We start from the raw sequence: 15,566 nt of genomic DNA, 5'->3' as shown, positions 1-15,566 counted from the left end.
GGCCACAGTGCGGCCCTTTCGGCCTATGCTCGGCGACTTGCGCACGCCCATCGCGCGGGATTAGCCTTCATCATTCGGATCAGGAACTTTGGAGGTTCGATGCAAAAGTCATATTTGCTCGCCGCGAGTGCCGCATTCGCGCTCATGTTGCAGATGCCGATCGCGCTGGCTCAGAGTACCGACGGCACCACCATGCCGCCTGCGGCAACCGCACCGCCGCCTCAAGCCACGACCGCTGCGCCTGCCGGAACCACGACAGCGCCGGCCGCGACGACCGAGACCACCGCGCCGGCGACAACGACGCCCCCGGCTGCCGCGACCGCCACGACGCCGTCAACGGATTCGAAGAAGACCACCGAGAAGAAGCCGGCCAAGAAGAAGCAGATGACGCGGCAGCAGGAGATAGATCATTCGATCAACACCGGCACGGTTCCCTCGCGCTACCGCAGCTCGGTGCCGAAGGAGTATCAGCAATACATTCCGTTTGATAAGAAGTAGCGCATATTCGCGGGCGGCGCGACGCGACGGCGTTGCGTCGCCTCTCAACATCGACGAGGTCCTGGATTGAGCGTTGCCTTTACGAAAGAAGAGAGTGCCGAAACCGCGTCCGAGACATTGTTGCCGGATCGCCCGATTTCGCCGCATCCCAACCTGGTGACCCGATCGGGATTGCAGGCTTTGGAGTTGCAGCTTCGGCAGGCGCGCGAGGCCTATGAGGCCGCGCAGCGCATCGAAGACGTCAACGAAAAGCGCCGGCAGTCGGCGGTCCCCTTGCGCGACGTCCGCTACCTCGCCGAAAGGCTCCGCACGGCCCAACTGGTCCCCAATCCGGCGTCGAGCGAGACCGTCGCCTTTGGCAGCACGGTGACGTTCAGCCGAGCCGACGGCCGCGTGCAGACCTATCGCATCGTCGGGGAGGATGAAGCGGATCCGAAGGCCGGGTCGATCTCGTTCGTGGCTCCGGTCGCGAAATCGCTGATCGGGAAGGCGGTGGGAGACGTCGTCGGGGCGGGCAATCAGGAGATCGAGATTCTGTCGATCGCGTAGGTGCGCGTGGAGGCGTTCCACAGGCTCAGGCTCGACGCGCATGTTTGCGAAAGCGCGAGCATGCGCAAGGGCGTTCAGTTGTGTTCGGGCCTCAACCTCCAGCCGTATTCCTGATGTGGAATCGTTGCAGTTATGTCGGCATCCCTGCTGGCCGAAAGGCGCCAAGCTGCCACCCCGAAGCACAAAGTCAGGGTGAGTGCGATGGCAAGCAGAAGCATCGAGACGAAATGGCCCACGCGTACGCACCCCGCTATTTGAAACTGCGAGGAGAGAGCGAGCACGGGTCACCGATTCGGAAAATGCAGACAGGCTGACCCAGTACAGATTTTCCCCAGCAGTCACGAGGGCGAGCGCAACCGGGCGCCGGTAAGGCTAGTTATCGGTATTGACTGACCGCTCCGAAGACGGCTCCCTTCGACGCGGAAAGAGCATACCGAGAGTCCCGATGATCACCAGAAACATGCCGGCGATCATCAGCCAATGAGGAAGCTGAAGCTGCAGCGCTTTGTCGAGCATCCTGAGGCCTCACTGAAATTGTTAGCTGGGGCCGACGGCGCTTATGAGACCGATTAAGATATGGTCTAGCGCGACGACAGTCCACAGGGTGGGCGAGGTGGAGGACAGGCCCGCGACAAAGATCCAGATACCGCCTCCCAAGAGGAGGGCCGAGATGGCGTAAGCGGCCGCTCTGTCCATTGGTCGACCCCCAAGGCACACAGGATCGATTGCGCCTGTAGTGACGCGCGGCGGACCAGAACGTTCCTACGGTCAGTGTGATTGGTTGGCCGCTCCCGGCCGACGGTCGGTGCCGTTCCAGCGTCGGGAATCGAACAGTCAGGCGTCCGTTGTTAGGCTAGCCTTAGGAGATACTTTCGTGATTCGGAGAATACGACCTTGGCAATGGGCAAAGTAAAGTGGTTCAACGCGACCAAAGGCTATGGTTTCATTCAGCCTGATGACGGCAGCTCAGACGTCTTCGTCCACATCAGTGCCGTCGAGCAAGCCGGCTATACGGGCCTGGCCGAGGGCGCGCGGATCAGCTACGAGCTGAGGGCTGGGCGCTCGGGCAAAATGTCTGCGGAAAGTCTGCGGATTGGGTGACGGCGCGCCGGGGGGCAGAGGTGCGAGCGATCAGGCGGCGACGTCGAACGACGCAATGAGGGCGCGCATATCATTTGCGAGGCCGCGATAGTGCTCGCGCATCCGCAGGTATAACTCGCGGTTGCCTCCATGCGCACGTTTGGCAATCAACTCGCATTCGTCAGCAAGGCTTTCAAAGCGTTCCAGCTTGGCTTGGAAACCAGTCATTGGCAGGCCCCGAACTCATTACTAAAAAAGGGATGAGGACCGTAATCGCTTGATTAGGTCAGAGCAAACATTGTTATCTCATATAAGCAATATTCGGTTTCTCGCATCACCTTCTATGCGCCGCCGGCGCCCCCCCCTCTCCGGGCAAGGAGAGAAAGAGACCGGCCGGGCCGGGTTCTGAACCGCCGCGGTCCAGTGGCTGCTATTTGGTGCGCCTGACGCGGGTAGACGCGCGTTCGGTTGCTGGTCTCTTTGCGCTCGAGACCTTCCTCTTTGCCGCAGCCCGACGCGCAGCCGCCAACGCTGACCGCGCCCATTGGACAAGTCGTCAGGGTCGTCGAACAGCCGATCCGGCGCACGCCAGAATGCGAGGTCTATGAGAGTCCCCTTCTTGCTGTAGTTCAACGGCGGATAGGATTTGGCTTCGGCGAACGTCGCACGGTTCTCTTAATCTATCCGGAGATACAGCGTATTCTCCGTGACCATACCGAGCATCGCGTCATCACAGAATACGCCGGTCTTGCCGAACATGCGTCGCGTTGTGATCCGGCCCAGCGGGGCCAGTTGCTCACGCAAAAAGTCGGCATACTCTTGGCTCGCGACCATGCCGATATCTTAGAAGTCTCGGTTTGCACCTTCAAGCGCATGCCGCTTCGCCGCTGTCGTCGATAGCAGTGTCTTGCCGTCGCCGCTAGCGGGCCGCGGCGTAGGCGTAGTTCTCATCATCGCCGGCCACAGCGCGCCGTCTCGTTGTGTTGCCAGGGTTGGGCTCGTGGGTTCGAATCCATCGCTCGCCCGAAAACGTTCTCGCTGGCAGCCTTGCTGCTGTTCGAACCCGAGAAGGGCGACTTGCGACCAAGCTTGGGTGATATGGCTCTTGCCGACAGGCAATCGGTGTATCGCAAGGCCAATTGCACGAATACAAGGGAGAAATTCAATGCGTAGACTAAGGATCCGTGGCCTGAAGTGGTCGGCGCTTGCACTCACGCTCGCGCTTAGCTGCCTTGGGGTACGTATCGCGGCGGCGGAATCGTTGGAAGATCGGCGGATGCACGCTTCACGCGAAGCTGAGCTGGGGCATGCCGCTGAACTCACGGACCGCGCCTGTGGCACACATTTGAAGACTGGCTTCGACTGGAGCGGCTTCGACTCCGCGCAGATCGCCAGCCAGAACGTCGTCTCGTGGTGTACCGCGGCCCTGGCTGCGATGGAGGATATCTGTTCGGATTCTCTCGGCAAGGAAGCATTGAGCGCAAAGGTCAAGACGCTGACCTGCGGTGGCGCGGCCACCCCATCGGTGACCCTGGACGGCGAAGGAACAGTGAAGTTCAACTTCAGTCTCACGCCGAATCAAAACAAGCTGCTGGTTCGCGACTACCTCAACAAGAATCTTTGATGGCGGCATCGAGAGCATGATCCGGCCCCGAAGGGCCGCGTTACGCAAACCGTGCAGCGGTTTTCCCTCGCGACATCAGCGGATCGCTGTTTGCGCGGAGATCATGCTCGAACAACAATCCAAGGCGCGATGACGATTCATCCCGATCTCATCGCGCTTTGGAAGATTTGGTCACAAGTTCGAGAAAGCTCACTCTACCGGTTCAGCCATCCGCCTGAGGCGTCCGTTCCCAGTCTGAACGCGGCAAGGCTGCTCAGGATCAAGTGATGTGCGAGTTATCCAGATCAAACGTCGGTGTATGATTTTGTTGCCTCAGTTTGCTCGAGGTCCGGCGCCCTGACGGAATGGGACATCCTTCAAGTCATCCTCTTTCTTCGGTCCAACATCTTCGCGAGCAGCGATGACGAGGTGGTCGAGACCGAGGCTGATCGCTTTCTCGGCATCAGCGCGTTCACTGTCCCGCTTGGCCTTATTCAACATCCCGAATGCACCTTGGATTTCGTCCATCGCGGCAATAGTGGCTGGACTGCCATAAACCCGCAGCCGATTGGCAGCCTGTACAAGTGGGATCGTAAACTCACGCACGATCGCATCACGATATTTGGGGTCGTCGCTTCGCCAGCCGTAATCCGTCAGCAGGTCAATGGCCGTTTGATAATTCTCCAGCCGTTCGCCGCGCCGTTTCAGCTGAAGTTCCTCTTTCTTTTGGGCTATCTCACTGTTCGTCACGTGAATAGTCGTAAAACTTGTGAGCCCGGAAACAATGAGGGCGACCACGCTTGAAATCGCGACGGTTGAAAGCGCATTGGAATCCGACATGACATAAACCTCCGTTTACCGCATGACGTGGATCACCCCGCCGGAAAGAACCTCTCGCCGACTGCCGCTTCAATTCGACACGCTCCAAGGTAGCGCAAGCCATACAGAGCACCCTGTGAACTGGTTCACGGTTCGTGCGACAAGCTGGCGATTGCGCGGAGATCAGCTCAAACAATAACCCAAAGCGCGATGACGATTCATCCTGATCTCATGCGCCTTAAAAGCGCTTTTGACCTGGAGTGGGCACTACCAAGCGCGCGAGGTGGATCAGCCTCAGTAAGTCCATCTCTCCCGTGAGCGAACGCCTTGCGCAAGGCGCACTCAATTTGAATCCGCATGTAATCCGCTCGGTGTTCCTCGGGGGCGGCAAGTCCCATGCGGATAATTCGGCCAGCTTCAAACGTTATCCACTCTGAGAAATCCATACCTTCTACCTCGACAGATCGACCTCAAGCTTCATCGGTGTGCTCGCGTTGTGTGCGGTTCGTTCGGTGGCTTTTCGGCCCTCGCAGACTGTGTCGGTCGGCTGCCTGGTTTCCGCTTGCGAGGGCAAATCGGACGTTTGCATCCCTCAGCAGGAGGGAGCCCTCAGCGATCCTCGACATCTAGGATAAATGGTGGGCGCACAAGGGATCGAACCTTGGACCTCTCCCGTGTGAACCACAATCTGTAGATCCAAGCGGGCCCCAGCTAGCCATAGTTATGTCGAAATAATTCGTTTTATTACAGTGTCTTATGGTCGTTTTAAGCCTCAGTGAACCATAAGCGGCCATGCTGCATTTTGTGTGCCCCTGTTGTGCCCCCTCAGATTTTTCCCTTGGGGCACAAAAATGAGGGTGGGTCTGAGCTACGGTCTCTCGGTCCTTCCTTTTTGGGGCACACGGTGATGCTCGGAGAGCCGGTTCTGATAGGGCGCGATTTTCCCCTCGCGGGGCACGCCGGGGCACAAAGGCGGGGAAAGAGTCATGCCAGAGCCGACCAACCAGCTAACACTCACCGATGCGGTGATCCGCAACGCCACGCTGCCGCTCGGCAAGGCGCAGCATTATCTCCACGACGACAAGCTGCCCGGCCTCGCCCTGCGCATGCGCGCCACCGGCGGCCGGACCTGGGTCTACCTCTTCACCAAGCCGGGAGTGAGGGGGACCCAGCGCAAGACCCTCGGCCCGTGGCCCAAGTATAACGAGAAGGCCGCGCGCAAGGCTGCCACCATCGCCGCCGGCGAGGTGGTCAAGGGCATGGACCCCAACGATGCGAAACGCCAGGCGAAGCGACAACAGGCAACCGAGAAGCAACGCACCACACTGGCGGACCTCATCGTCGAAGATGGTCCCTACCAGATGTCCTTGACCGGACGTCAGGTCGTCAACTGGAAGCCAGCCATGTCGGCATTGCGGCGCGGGCTCAAGCAGCACGCCGAGAGCGGCGTAGGGGACCTGACGCGGCGGCAAATCATGGCGGCAGTCGACCGCGTCGCCAAGACCGGCAAGCGCGGCGCGGCCAGGGACCTGCGCAAGCAGACCCACACGTTCCTCGAATGGTGCGTCGGCGAGGGCTATGTCGACCACAATGTGCTGGCTGGCTATCGCGAGCCCAAGGAAACTCGTGCGCAGAGAGTGGGACGCCGAACGAAGGGCCGCGCACTGAGCGATGAAGAAATCATCAAGGTCTGGCAAGCGTCCGGCAAGCTCGGCACTTTTGGGCTCCTGACAAGGATGTGTTTGCTCGGCGGCGCGCGCCGAAGCGAACCGACCATCATCGAGTGGCAAAAGCACATCATGAACGACCGCGTCACCTTTGATGCGGCTTGGACCAAGATGGGTTTACACCACGATGTGCCGCGCACTCACCTCGTTGACGAGGTGCTCGCAGCAGCGAAACATTTCCAGCGCGCGACGTCCGACTGTGTCTTCCCGTCACCGAAGACCGGCGGCCAGATGTCGGGCTTCACCAAGATGGTCAACTGCCTGGTCAAGGAATCGGGGGTCGCCAAGTTCACCATGCATGACCTAAGGCGCAGCTTACGCACCATCATGTCACGCTGTGGCTATGACAACGAAATCCAGCGGCTGTGTGTTGGGCAAAAGCCAAGCGGAATCGATCAGGTCTACAATCACGACGAACAGTGGATCATCCGCAAGATGGCGTTCGAAGCGGCTCACGACTATATTGCGGAGTTGGTAGGCGCAAGACGGGTCGGCAAAATCGTGCGCCTGCAGCGGACGAATCCGCTTGACCCGATCAAGGCCGAGCTCCTCGGGCGTCTCCGTGAGCATTATGCGGCCGAGGCGTCTTAGTGGTTTTATCGCACTTGGCCAGATAGTCGCGCACCGCATCGACACGATAGAGCGGGCGGCCGTCGACGTAGCGCCATTTCAGCGGGTGGTTCGGATCACGCCGCCACTGCTCCAGAGCACCGGGCGTGCGCCGGATAACGGCGGCCGCCTCCAATGCCGTCAAATTGGAGCTGGCCGGCAGCGCATCGATGTCGAACGCCGCCGGCGGTGGCACGCCACGGTTCTTGCGACGGCGCTTCGTGGCAAGCGGCATTTTCCGACTATCTGGTGACCCTAATGCCTCGGTCCTAGTCCTTTCGTCCTTGCCGCTCATGCCTCCGCCCCGAACCATGGTCGGTCTGAGGCGATAAGATCGTAAGCTGCTCCAGCCAGAAAGAAATCACGTGCACAGGTATGGCTGCTGGGTGATTGTAGCGTACAAATAGGACGAACAGGTTCGATTGGCCTGGACGCGCCCGGGAGCATTTTTCGATTTCTTATAGCCTGAGGGGTGTTGGTTCAAATCCGCCCCCCGCACTCCCGGTTCTTGCGACACGGCGAGGAAGCTTATCGTAAGGCATTCCCGCTCTGGCAGAGGCGTGGCGCTTTGGCTGCGCAAGCTCTTCCGCCCCCAGTTTATAAGTTTTGCTAATTGTCAATAATTGCTGGATTTTCCAGAGGTTTTTCAAACTTGACGGTGGTTTGAGAGTATGCTCAAGTATCAAGTATGGATAGACAAAAGACGGGACTCCTAAACCGCCTTGCCAGCATCCTCCCGGAAGGCATGCTCGTCGACGCCGCTTGGCTCAAGTCCCAAGGCTATTCGACCCAACTGCAGCATCAGTACGTCAAATCAGGTTGGCTCGAGCAGCCGACCCGCAGCGTCTTCCGTCGACCACGCGGGGGCTTGAGCTGGCAACAGGTGGTCATCTCACTTCAGACGATCCTTAATTATTCGCCTCTTGTTGTCGGAGGACGGACGGCGCTTGAGCTACAAGGATATGCGCACTACCTTCCACAATCGGCCACCCGCGTTCATCTCTATGGACCAAAGCCGCCACCACAATGGGTCCACAAGCTGCCGCTGCACCTCAAATTCGTCTATCACAACGACCGGCGGCTCTTCAAAAACGATCCCGTTGCAAAGGGCATAAGCAGCGTCCGCTGGAATGTCGAAACCGGGAAGATGACGGATGTCACGGCATTTCGCGGCGGCGACGTCACGCAATTGAACTGGGGGCAATGGGACTGGCCTCTGACGCTCTCGACGCCCGAGCGCGCCGTCTTCGAACTGCTCGACGAACTGCCCAACCACGAGAGTTTCGAGCAGGTCGATGCTCTCCTTGGCGGTCTCACCAATCTTCGGCCCGACCGTCTGCAAAAGCTCCTGCACGATTGCGCGAGCGTGAAGGTCAAGCGTCTCTTCTTTTATTTTGCCGATCGCCACAAGCATGCCTGGCTCAAGTACCTCAAGAAGGAATCCGTTGATCTCGGTCACGGCAAGCGCCTGCTCGTGAGAGGTGGCATCCTCGATCCCACCTATCAGATAACCGTTCCTGGAGATCTCGATGGCGTTCGCTGACATCTACAAAAGGCAGGTCGCGCTGCTGCTACGCGTCCTGCCGATCGTCACGGAAGAGAAGTGCTTTGCCTTGAAGGGCGGCACCGCCATCAACCTTTTCGTGCGCAACATGCCGCGTCTCTCCGTCGATATCGACCTGACCTATGTTCCCGTCGCGCCACGACCCGAGTCTCTCGCTGACATCGACGCTGCGATGAAGCGCATCGCCACCAAAGTCAGAGAGACAATTCCGGCAGCGCAGGTTCACGAGACACAAAAAGAGGGCGCCACCGTCAAACTGGTCGTTCGTTCGCAGGGCGTCCAGATCAAAATTGAAGTCACGCCCGTCCTGCGCGGCTGTGTGTTTGAGCCTGTTCTGGCTCCTGCGAGTTCGGCCGTCCAGAAGGAGTTCGGGTTTGCGGAGGCCCGCATCGTCTCCTTCGCCGATCTCTATGGCGGAAAGATCGTCGCTGCTTTGGACCGGCAGCATCCACGCGACCTGTTTGATATACGCGATCTGCTCGCCAATGAGGGCATTACCGATGACCTCCGCAAGGCCTTTATTGTCTATCTCTTGAGCCATGACCGTCCGATGTTTGAGGTCCTGGCCTCACCGCCAAAGGACATCAGCGACGAGTTTCTTCATGGTTTTGAGGGCATGACCGACCAGCCCGTCTCAAAAGATAAGCTTCTTGCTGCACGCAAAGCGCTCGTGCACGAGATCGTTGGAAAGATGCCGGAGGCCCACCGCAAATTCCTCGTCTTATTCGAGCGTGGCCAGCCGGACTGGAATCTTCTTGGCGTGCCATCTGCCGCCGATTTACCGGCTGTCAAATGGCGTCAGCAGAATCTCGACAAACTATCAAAGGAGAAGCGCGCTGAGCTTGTCACGGCTCTCGAAAAGGTTCTCTTCACATAAAGTCTATGATCTTGCCTCTGCCGTGGTTGATGACCGTAAGCTCAAGCGCGGGCAAGAGATCGGGCAATTTTTCTTGAGTACAAGAACCGGTCGTAGTTCGGCATCCCTCTATGGACCCTCCAGGCGAGAACTCTTTTCCGTGGATAGCCGCGGCCGGCGGTCCAATCCCCGCGCCATGAGCTTTATGTTGCGCCGAACTCCCTGGATCTCCTCTCGGCTTCCTCGTCAGAACGATCATCAGTTCGTCAAAGCCGACACGTTTGCCGATCGTCCTTTGCAATGGCGACAAGGAGGCATCCGGCGCTGCGGTCGTTAGCAGCCATATATTTGGTTAGGAGCTGATCGCGGATGGTATTGAATAGATCCGTTCCGGAGCGTTCAACGACACGCCTTTCGATGCATTCTTGGAGACCTTGCAGGAGTTGGACGAGCTTTCGACCCACACGACATTCGATAAGCACCACGTTGGCGATGTTCGCGTGGTGAGTATCGACGATGAATTTATCGACCTCGTTGTCCGGGGAACGGTCTATGTTGAACTTCAATATGGATCGAGTTCGGTCCTGGGCAACGACATGGGAGCCATTATGTCGGACTCCCATCCTTACACCGCGCGCACGAAATTGAAGGCCTGACCGCCGAGAGCAGACGGTTGACCTGTCAGTCGATATTGGTCGGTTTTATGAAGGAGCACCGGTAGATCGGTTTCCTTGGGGGCTCCGTTGTCAAGCGCCACCCAAATCAACGCGCAGCCGTATCAGTTTCTTTCGATTGATATGCCAGGGCTGCCTCCTCTTTCGATCCGAATGGCTTGGCGTCGGGATCGGCACCACGTCGGTACCAGTTGTTGTACGACTCTTCATAGACTCTCCCGTGCGCCTGATCGACAGCCGTCGTTTCGAGCGAAGCGATCAGTCCCGCGGCCTCAATCTCGAATTTGGCCTTGTGATCCTGTTCGGGATCGCTCTTTAATATGTTCACCCAGGACCTGATTTGCGCATTTGCGAACGATGCGCTCGGGTTATGTGCGAACTCATTTCTAATCTTCCGGATGGTGTGCAGGGCCGCGCACTCGCCGTCCGTGATAAGATGGAGCACTCGACAAAGATTGATCTTACCTGAAAACGTGCCGAGCGGCGGGGAGCTGCCAGAGAAGAGTTCTGTCCGCGCCTTTCCAGGCGCAAGATACGCGTGCAGCACGAGTTCTAGCGCGCGATCCAATTCGGCCCCGACCAGGACAGCCATGCCTCGCTCGCTCTCGCCGCCAAGCGTCCTGATCAGCTCATAATGACGTTTCCATTCCGGATTATTGTTGATCAGCTCTTCAAATGCATCGGACATATTCGCATCGCCAAGATAAGGTTGAGGCTATCGCTATTCGTTTCTTCCGCGGGACAGTACCAAGTACGAGTTCTCGGCGTGCCCGCGCCCTCACGACTTGGGCTCCGGCCGTTTCGCTTGCATGTTTCTCCGTTAAATACTCACACCGCGTCGAGCCTCGTCTCGGACTTGCTGCGTGCCGCAAATGTCTGATAGTCCTGTGCGCCTTTGCTGGTTCGTCTATCTAACGCTGGGCCGTGTGCCGGCGAAGCTCGGCGATGCACCCGCCGCGCTGGAAAGATGCATCCTTTCCTTGAAAAGAGCAGGAATGCTGCCTCGAATCGGCCTACTTTCTTGCCGCATCTCGGCGGCTTCCCATCATGACTGCTGCCGGCGTCCGATGCTCGGGCTTCGTGCGCTTTCCGCTGAAGCGAAACCCTGTTTACTTTCGTGCTCGTGTGTATTCTAACCCGCTCGGGTGTCTTCCGAGGGCAATCGACAAACGGAACGCGACCGGCTATTTGCCGTCGACTAAGACACGATTCGTACGACACGGATCTAGCTCTTCCTGTCCTCGTCGGGTTTGGATGAAGTTCGACCGTCGCTCGGTAGGACGATTCGTACCGATCGGTGTCTGCAGATATCTAGCATTGCACATTAATGTTCGAATACGTCGTACGTCATTAGTCCAAAGGGTGTTTGGCAAGCACGTCGTCCGCGCAAAATCCATCATGGATAGGTACGTCGTGCAAAAGGGGGAGCCGCAATCGCAAGTCTTAGAGCACCTCGGCCCGGAGAGTTTTCATCGGCGCATAAGAGGACAATTGAGATATTTATTTAAAGCTTTGTTCAAGACGGAGAACGCAAACGAAGCTCTCTAAAAGTCTTTCACGAACCTGCACGTGCGCCCCTTGTGAGTTCGCAAGTTTTGCGGGGCGCTGCGCACCCTCCCTGTGACTTATCGAGACCGAATGCCGCCGCCGACTCATGACAAGGACCTTTCTTCATAACTTCGATCCGCCGACAGCAAGCCCGGTCGTCGGCCCGACCGTCAGCCTAGAGGTAACGCATATTGAGGATGCTGGGCTTCGCGAGGTACTACAGACGCCTGGTGCTGCTTATGGCGCATGGTCTATTCTTGATGCGCTCCTGACGTCAACCGGTCCAGGAACACCCTTCATCTTCAAAGAGCCGCTTGGTCAGGCTCGCGAAGTCAAGGTCGCCCTATCGGGCCTATTTGGGCGATTTGTCGCTCGCGCTTATCTCGAGCGGCACTTAAATCTCTCGATTTTCGCTCATCTCGGCAGCCGAACCATCGACTTGGATCGGCGCAGAAGAGTGAAAGTCAAACGATTATATCGAGGCGATTTACCTGATTGGATCGCCTGCGCTTCGGACCTGTCGTCACTGACCGTGGCCGAAGCCAAAGGCTGCCACGATTTTGGAGGGCCCGCCAAGGCGCTGGACCGCGCTTGGGCGCAAGCGGGACGGATCGACGTCACCGCCGGAGGGCGGAAAGTCACGGTGAAACGTATCGCGATCGCGACCCGCTGGGCGAATGCTGCGGCAGGCCCCTCGGAAGCCCTCATATCGGTTCGCGATCCCATCGATGAAGGCGAGCCCGTCGATCCCGAAGAAAAGGATGCGCTCTTTATTGGACTCCTTCGGCTCCATATCGCCAACTTAATCATGCCGCTCGGTCATCCCGAACTGGCCGGCGCGCTCCAACGCCTCACGCACCAGTCCTTTGCGCGACGACTTCAGGGCGATCTCGAATCCGCCCGAGCACTTCTGGATGCCGCTCCGGTCAGGGAAGTCGCGAAAGCGGGCACGCTAGATGGACTGGTTGGCGGGGTCGTCACCCGTACCCGGCCGGTCACCGATGCTGAGGTCTCGCCGGCCGACCAGGAAACGCTCGCTCGACTCAATCTGCGGCCGGTTTTCGTGGGTGTCGAACGTGATCTCATTCGCGCAGCTATCGAGGCAGAGCCTCAAATCGTGCAGAACCGCCTCGCCGATAAGGGGGCCCCAGACGAATTTGCTCGCCCTGATCGTGCCGGCGGCTGGATCATCCCGCTTGGCGAGGAGCGACATATCAAAAGCAGCAACTGAAACACAGCCGCCGAAGATGAAAATCACCGGCAACGACCGACCCCATCAGAGGCGCCAGGATTTAGGACAACGAATGGAAACGCAAGATAGCGATCTCTCGAACGAGGCAGCGGCGCTCGCCGATATCCTCAAATGGTCGGCGGACCTGCCGGGTTGGCAACGTGACGCTTTGCGCCGGCTATGTGGCCAGACCAAGCTGGAAACCGGCGACATCACGACCCTGGTCTCCATCTGCAAGGGGATGGACAATGCCGCGCCGCTCGACGCAAGCCACATTAGAGATCCGGCCGCCAGCCACGCTATGGTTAACCTTGGGGCACTCCATGGCCTGTCGAACGTCAACGCCCTTGCGCCTGGCGAGCGTCTGTCCTTCGGCAAGACGGGCGTTACCGTTATCTACGGCGACAACGGCGCCGGCAAATCGGGCTACGCCCGTGTCCTTAAGCAACTTTGCCGCGCCCGCTCGCCAAAAGGAGAGGCGATCCTGCCCAACATCTATGCGGCAGCAATCGGCACCCCAGCCGCCGGTGTCGATTTCAACATAGGTGGACAGAAGCGAAGCGCATCCTGGACACAGGGGTGCGCGCCCGACCCAATGCTCTCCGCCGTGAGCGTCTTCGATTGGCGCACCGCCAACATCATGTCGAAAACACCAACGATCTCGCCTACACGCCGCTCCCTCTCCGCATCCTCGCACAGGCCTGCCAAGAGGTGAAAGCTAGACTCCAAGAGGAGGCAAGGGCGCTCGAAGAGCAAACGCCGGCCGTTCTGTCGAAACCCGAATGCATGCCGGATACACCGGTCGGCAAGTTGATCAGCGCCCTATCCGGCAAGACGAAGTCAGAAGCTGTTGAGAAGCTCGCCGTCCTAAGCACGTAAGAAGACGCGCGCCTTCAGACGCTCAATATCGATCTTGCCGGCGATCCTGCGCGCACGGTTCGTCAGCTCCAGGGTCAAGAAGCACGTATCAAGGCACTGATCGAACAGCTCGGCCGCCTTAGATCGGCTGCTACAGAGGAAAGCCGGACGGCACTCCGCGATGCCTACACGCGCCTTGCAACCGCGCGCTCGGCCGTGGCGGCCGCTTCCGCCGACCTATTTGCGGACGAGCCTCTACCCGAGGTCGGCTCGGAGGTCTGGAAGTTACTGTGGGAAGCCGCCCGGAACTACTCTCGCGTTGCCGCCTATCCCGAACGATCGTTTCCGGTGACCGAAACTGGAGCCCATTGCGTGCTCTGCCAGCAGCCACTCAACGAGCAAGCCTCAAAGCGGCTTAGCAGCTTCGAAGCATTCGTACGGGACGAGAGCAAGCGCCGTGAGCAGGAAGCCGCAGATGCCTACGGCGAGAAGCTCAAAGAGGTATCGTCGCCAAATATATCGATGAAGGATCTTACGGTCATTACCTCGTTGATACGGGACATATCGGCCAAGAGTAGCTCGCGATCGCCCTTCGTCGGGAGGGGGTGCACGCCGTTTGGCGAGTGCGCTCCATTTTGCGAACTCACGCCCTCCAAGCCCTGCCGAATCTTCCGCCCGTAGTGGACCATTCCTTCGAGGCGTTGCGCGCGGTGCTCAACTACATCGCCACCCGCATTGGCGGCTTGCAATCTGAGGCCAATTCTCCGCAGCGTGCCGCCCTCGTCGCAGAGCGTGACGCTCTTGCAGATCGCAAATGGCTAGGCGTGGTGAAGGCCGATGTGCTCGCCCAGATCGACCGCCTGAAGGTCATCGAAGCGATCGAGAAAGCCAGCAAGGATACAGCCACAAACAAGATCACGACGCAGAGTGCGCGTATCGCCCAAGCGCTCGTCACCAACCGCCTCCGTGCACGGTTCGCGATCGAGGTAGACAAACTCGGCGTCTCGGGTCTTGCTATCGAGCTTCAGCAGGCTAAAATCGCTGCTGGCGTACCCTTTTTCCAGGTCCGTCTTATCAGCAAGCCGAACGAACCAATCGGCAAGGTTCTCAGCGAAAGCGAGCATCGCTGCGTCGCGCTCGCAGCCTTCCTCGCCGAACTGTCGACGATCGATGCCCAGTCGGCGATCGTGTTTGATGATCCGGTGTCGTCGCTCGACCATTTGCATCGTGATCGGGTCGCTGCCCGATTGGCCGAAGCCGGACAGGTGCGCCAAGTGATCGTCTTCACCCACGATATGGCTTTCCTCCTTCTGCTCGATGAGGCTTGCGTCGAGTGCGTCTCCCATTCGTGCGTGCGACGAGTTGATCAGGAGGTCAGGAAGGAGCCAAAGGCGGACCTATCGCCTTGAGCGCCTTCAACGTTACTTTACCTAAGTCACACAATAATAGCGCGAGCTCGCGGGCCAAATCGTTGGTGGCGCGATACCCTGCTCGTATGACTGCATTCGTCTTTGAACTCGTCTTTTGGATGTTGCTCGACCTCATCGGATGCGGCGTCGCGCACGTTGTTCTCCAACTCATTACCGGTGGAAAGGTCGTTGTTCAACCCTTGACGGTTAATCCGCTGCGGAGTTCTCAGGAAGAATTTCTGAGTTACTACCGGATTAGAAACGGCCGCATCGAATTGGACCGGAGCCTTGCCGGACTACTTGGCCTAATCTTTTTTATTCTGGTGGCGGCCGCGGGCTTTCTGGCGACATTCGCTTTCGCGTCTCTAATCTAGTGGTGCTTTGAGCGACGCCGGCATCTGGGCAGAGATCTATTTCGCAGCGACTTCTGCAATGGGTCAAATTCGACAAAACTCAATGTGAGCATAATAGGTCTGCTGCCAGGCGCATAGCGTCCGAACGCCTAGGCGGGACCTCACTTGAGAGCGCGCTCCGAGCTGTG

The 15,566-nt window shown here is 58.5% G+C and carries 18 protein-coding genes; 12 read left to right on the top strand and 6 right to left on the bottom strand.

The window, feature by feature from the left end; all coding sequences use genetic code 11:
- Window positions 1-99 precede the first annotated feature (99 nt).
- Both YUU_RS0149325 and greA read left to right on the top strand, forming a co-directional pair.
- Complete coding sequence (locus YUU_RS0149325) at window positions 100-498, top strand: hypothetical protein (protein WP_027528720.1); 399 nt, start codon at window positions 100-102, stop codon at window positions 496-498.
- Between the two features lie 66 nt (window positions 499-564).
- The gene (gene greA / locus YUU_RS0149320) at window positions 565-1,047 is read left to right on the top strand and encodes a transcription elongation factor GreA (RefSeq protein ID WP_027528719.1); all 483 of its coding nucleotides are present in this window, start codon (window positions 565-567) and stop codon (window positions 1,045-1,047) included.
- A gap of 372 nt (window positions 1,048-1,419) precedes the next feature.
- Here the strand turns inward: greA and YUU_RS60015 are convergent, their stop codons facing one another.
- Window positions 1,420-1,563, bottom strand: a complete 144-nt coding sequence (locus YUU_RS60015; protein WP_156945008.1) for a hypothetical protein — start codon at window positions 1,561-1,563, stop codon at window positions 1,420-1,422.
- Window positions 1,564-1,941: 378 nt separating this feature from the next.
- Between YUU_RS60015 and YUU_RS0149300 the strand changes: the two genes are divergently transcribed.
- The gene (locus YUU_RS0149300; RefSeq protein ID WP_027528718.1) at window positions 1,942-2,148 is read left to right on the top strand and encodes a cold-shock protein; all 207 of its coding nucleotides are present in this window, start codon (window positions 1,942-1,944) and stop codon (window positions 2,146-2,148) included.
- Between the two features lie 30 nt (window positions 2,149-2,178).
- Here YUU_RS0149300 and YUU_RS60830 read toward each other — a convergent pair whose 3' ends face one another.
- Both YUU_RS60830 and YUU_RS62270 read right to left on the bottom strand, forming a co-directional pair.
- Entirely contained in the window at window positions 2,179-2,355 is a 177-nt protein-coding gene (locus tag YUU_RS60830; RefSeq protein WP_198032000.1) for a hypothetical protein, read from the bottom strand.
- 447 nt (window positions 2,356-2,802) lie between these two features.
- On the bottom strand, window positions 2,803-2,886 hold the full coding sequence (locus YUU_RS62270) for a TfoX/Sxy family protein (protein ID WP_245288353.1): 84 nt from the start codon (window positions 2,884-2,886) through the stop codon (window positions 2,803-2,805).
- Between the two features lie 406 nt (window positions 2,887-3,292).
- On the opposite strand from YUU_RS62270, the gene YUU_RS0149285 reads away from it, so the two are divergent.
- Entirely contained in the window at window positions 3,293-3,751 is a 459-nt protein-coding gene (locus tag YUU_RS0149285; protein ID WP_156945007.1) for a hypothetical protein, read from the top strand.
- A gap of 312 nt (window positions 3,752-4,063) precedes the next feature.
- Here the strand turns inward: YUU_RS0149285 and YUU_RS0149280 are convergent, their stop codons facing one another.
- Window positions 4,064-4,570: a hypothetical protein gene (locus YUU_RS0149280; protein ID WP_156945006.1), complete on the bottom strand. Its 507-nt coding sequence runs from the start codon at window positions 4,568-4,570 to the stop codon at window positions 4,064-4,066.
- A gap of 965 nt (window positions 4,571-5,535) precedes the next feature.
- On the opposite strand from YUU_RS0149280, the gene YUU_RS0149270 reads away from it, so the two are divergent.
- A complete protein-coding gene (locus YUU_RS0149270) occupies window positions 5,536-6,867 on the top strand; it encodes an integrase arm-type DNA-binding domain-containing protein (protein WP_027528715.1) in 1,332 nt (443 codons plus the stop codon).
- Here YUU_RS0149270 and YUU_RS58225 read toward each other — a convergent pair.
- Window positions 6,812-7,180 carry a hypothetical protein gene (locus YUU_RS58225; protein WP_084802093.1) on the bottom strand — a complete coding sequence of 123 codons (369 nt, stop codon included), beginning with the start codon at window positions 7,178-7,180 and terminating at the stop codon, window positions 6,812-6,814. The genes YUU_RS0149270 and YUU_RS58225 overlap by 56 nt on opposite strands.
- A 393-nt stretch (window positions 7,181-7,573) precedes the next feature.
- On the opposite strand from YUU_RS58225, the gene YUU_RS0149265 reads away from it, so the two are divergent.
- From YUU_RS0149265 to YUU_RS0149255, 3 genes are all read left to right on the top strand, one after another.
- The gene (locus YUU_RS0149265; protein ID WP_027528714.1) at window positions 7,574-8,428 is read left to right on the top strand and encodes a type IV toxin-antitoxin system AbiEi family antitoxin domain-containing protein; all 855 of its coding nucleotides are present in this window, start codon (window positions 7,574-7,576) and stop codon (window positions 8,426-8,428) included.
- Window positions 8,415-9,326 carry a nucleotidyl transferase AbiEii/AbiGii toxin family protein gene (locus YUU_RS0149260; RefSeq protein WP_027528713.1) on the top strand — a complete coding sequence of 304 codons (912 nt, stop codon included), beginning with the start codon at window positions 8,415-8,417 and terminating at the stop codon, window positions 9,324-9,326. Before YUU_RS0149265 ends, YUU_RS0149260 begins: the two co-directional genes overlap by 14 nt.
- A gap of 404 nt (window positions 9,327-9,730) precedes the next feature.
- A complete protein-coding gene (locus tag YUU_RS0149255; protein ID WP_027528712.1) occupies window positions 9,731-9,961 on the top strand; it encodes a hypothetical protein in 231 nt (76 codons plus the stop codon).
- Between the two features lie 106 nt (window positions 9,962-10,067).
- Here the strand turns inward: YUU_RS0149255 and YUU_RS0149250 are convergent, their stop codons facing one another.
- Complete coding sequence (locus YUU_RS0149250; RefSeq protein WP_027528711.1) at window positions 10,068-10,667, bottom strand: hypothetical protein; 600 nt, start codon at window positions 10,665-10,667, stop codon at window positions 10,068-10,070.
- Between the two features lie 966 nt (window positions 10,668-11,633).
- Here YUU_RS0149250 and YUU_RS0149245 point away from each other — a divergent pair.
- The 4 genes from YUU_RS0149245 to YUU_RS0149220 all read left to right on the top strand — a co-directional run bounded on the left by YUU_RS0149245 (window position 11,634) and on the right by YUU_RS0149220 (window position 15,399).
- Entirely contained in the window at window positions 11,634-12,758 is a 1,125-nt protein-coding gene (locus tag YUU_RS0149245; protein ID WP_027528710.1) for a hypothetical protein, read from the top strand.
- A gap of 16 nt (window positions 12,759-12,774) precedes the next feature.
- Window positions 12,775-13,473 carry an ATP-binding protein gene (locus tag YUU_RS62265; protein ID WP_245288352.1) on the top strand — a complete coding sequence of 233 codons (699 nt, stop codon included), beginning with the start codon at window positions 12,775-12,777 and terminating at the stop codon, window positions 13,471-13,473.
- Window positions 13,474-14,326: 853 nt separating this feature from the next.
- Window positions 14,327-15,025 carry an AAA family ATPase gene (locus YUU_RS62260; protein ID WP_245288351.1) on the top strand — a complete coding sequence of 233 codons (699 nt, stop codon included), beginning with the start codon at window positions 14,327-14,329 and terminating at the stop codon, window positions 15,023-15,025.
- Between the two features lie 86 nt (window positions 15,026-15,111).
- Window positions 15,112-15,399: a hypothetical protein gene (locus tag YUU_RS0149220; RefSeq protein ID WP_027528706.1), complete on the top strand. Its 288-nt coding sequence runs from the start codon at window positions 15,112-15,114 to the stop codon at window positions 15,397-15,399.
- Window positions 15,400-15,566 lie beyond the last annotated feature (167 nt).

The organism is Bradyrhizobium sp. Ec3.3 (assembly GCF_000472925.1).
Lineage (GTDB): Bacteria > Pseudomonadota > Alphaproteobacteria > Rhizobiales > Xanthobacteraceae > Bradyrhizobium.
Note: the sequence above shows the minus strand (reverse complement) of the source record. Positions and strands in the feature narration are given on the sequence as shown.

Coding starts and splice junctions, on each gene's coding strand:
- YUU_RS62265 (WP_245288352.1), top strand. CDS start 12,775: ATGAAAATCACCGGCAACGACCGACCCCATCAGAGGCGCCAGGATTTA.
- YUU_RS60830 (WP_198032000.1), bottom strand. CDS start 2,355: ATGACTGGTTTCCAAGCCAAGCTGGAACGCTTTGAAAGCCTTGCTGAC.
- YUU_RS0149285 (WP_156945007.1), top strand. CDS start 3,293: ATGCGTAGACTAAGGATCCGTGGCCTGAAGTGGTCGGCGCTTGCACTC.
- YUU_RS0149250 (WP_027528711.1), bottom strand. CDS start 10,667: ATGTCCGATGCATTTGAAGAGCTGATCAACAATAATCCGGAATGGAAA.
- YUU_RS0149260 (WP_027528713.1), top strand. CDS start 8,415: ATGGCGTTCGCTGACATCTACAAAAGGCAGGTCGCGCTGCTGCTACGC.
- YUU_RS58225 (WP_084802093.1), bottom strand. CDS start 7,180: ATGAGCGGCAAGGACGAAAGGACTAGGACCGAGGCATTAGGGTCACCA.
- YUU_RS0149245 (WP_027528710.1), top strand. CDS start 11,634: ATGACAAGGACCTTTCTTCATAACTTCGATCCGCCGACAGCAAGCCCG.
- YUU_RS0149265 (WP_027528714.1), top strand. CDS start 7,574: ATGGATAGACAAAAGACGGGACTCCTAAACCGCCTTGCCAGCATCCTC.
- YUU_RS0149220 (WP_027528706.1), top strand. CDS start 15,112: ATGACTGCATTCGTCTTTGAACTCGTCTTTTGGATGTTGCTCGACCTC.
- YUU_RS0149280 (WP_156945006.1), bottom strand. CDS start 4,570: ATGTCGGATTCCAATGCGCTTTCAACCGTCGCGATTTCAAGCGTGGTC.
- YUU_RS0149325 (WP_027528720.1), top strand. CDS start 100: ATGCAAAAGTCATATTTGCTCGCCGCGAGTGCCGCATTCGCGCTCATG.
- YUU_RS60015 (WP_156945008.1), bottom strand. CDS start 1,563: ATGCTCGACAAAGCGCTGCAGCTTCAGCTTCCTCATTGGCTGATGATC.
- YUU_RS62270 (WP_245288353.1), bottom strand. CDS start 2,886: ATGTTCGGCAAGACCGGCGTATTCTGTGATGACGCGATGCTCGGTATG.
- YUU_RS0149270 (WP_027528715.1), top strand. CDS start 5,536: ATGCCAGAGCCGACCAACCAGCTAACACTCACCGATGCGGTGATCCGC.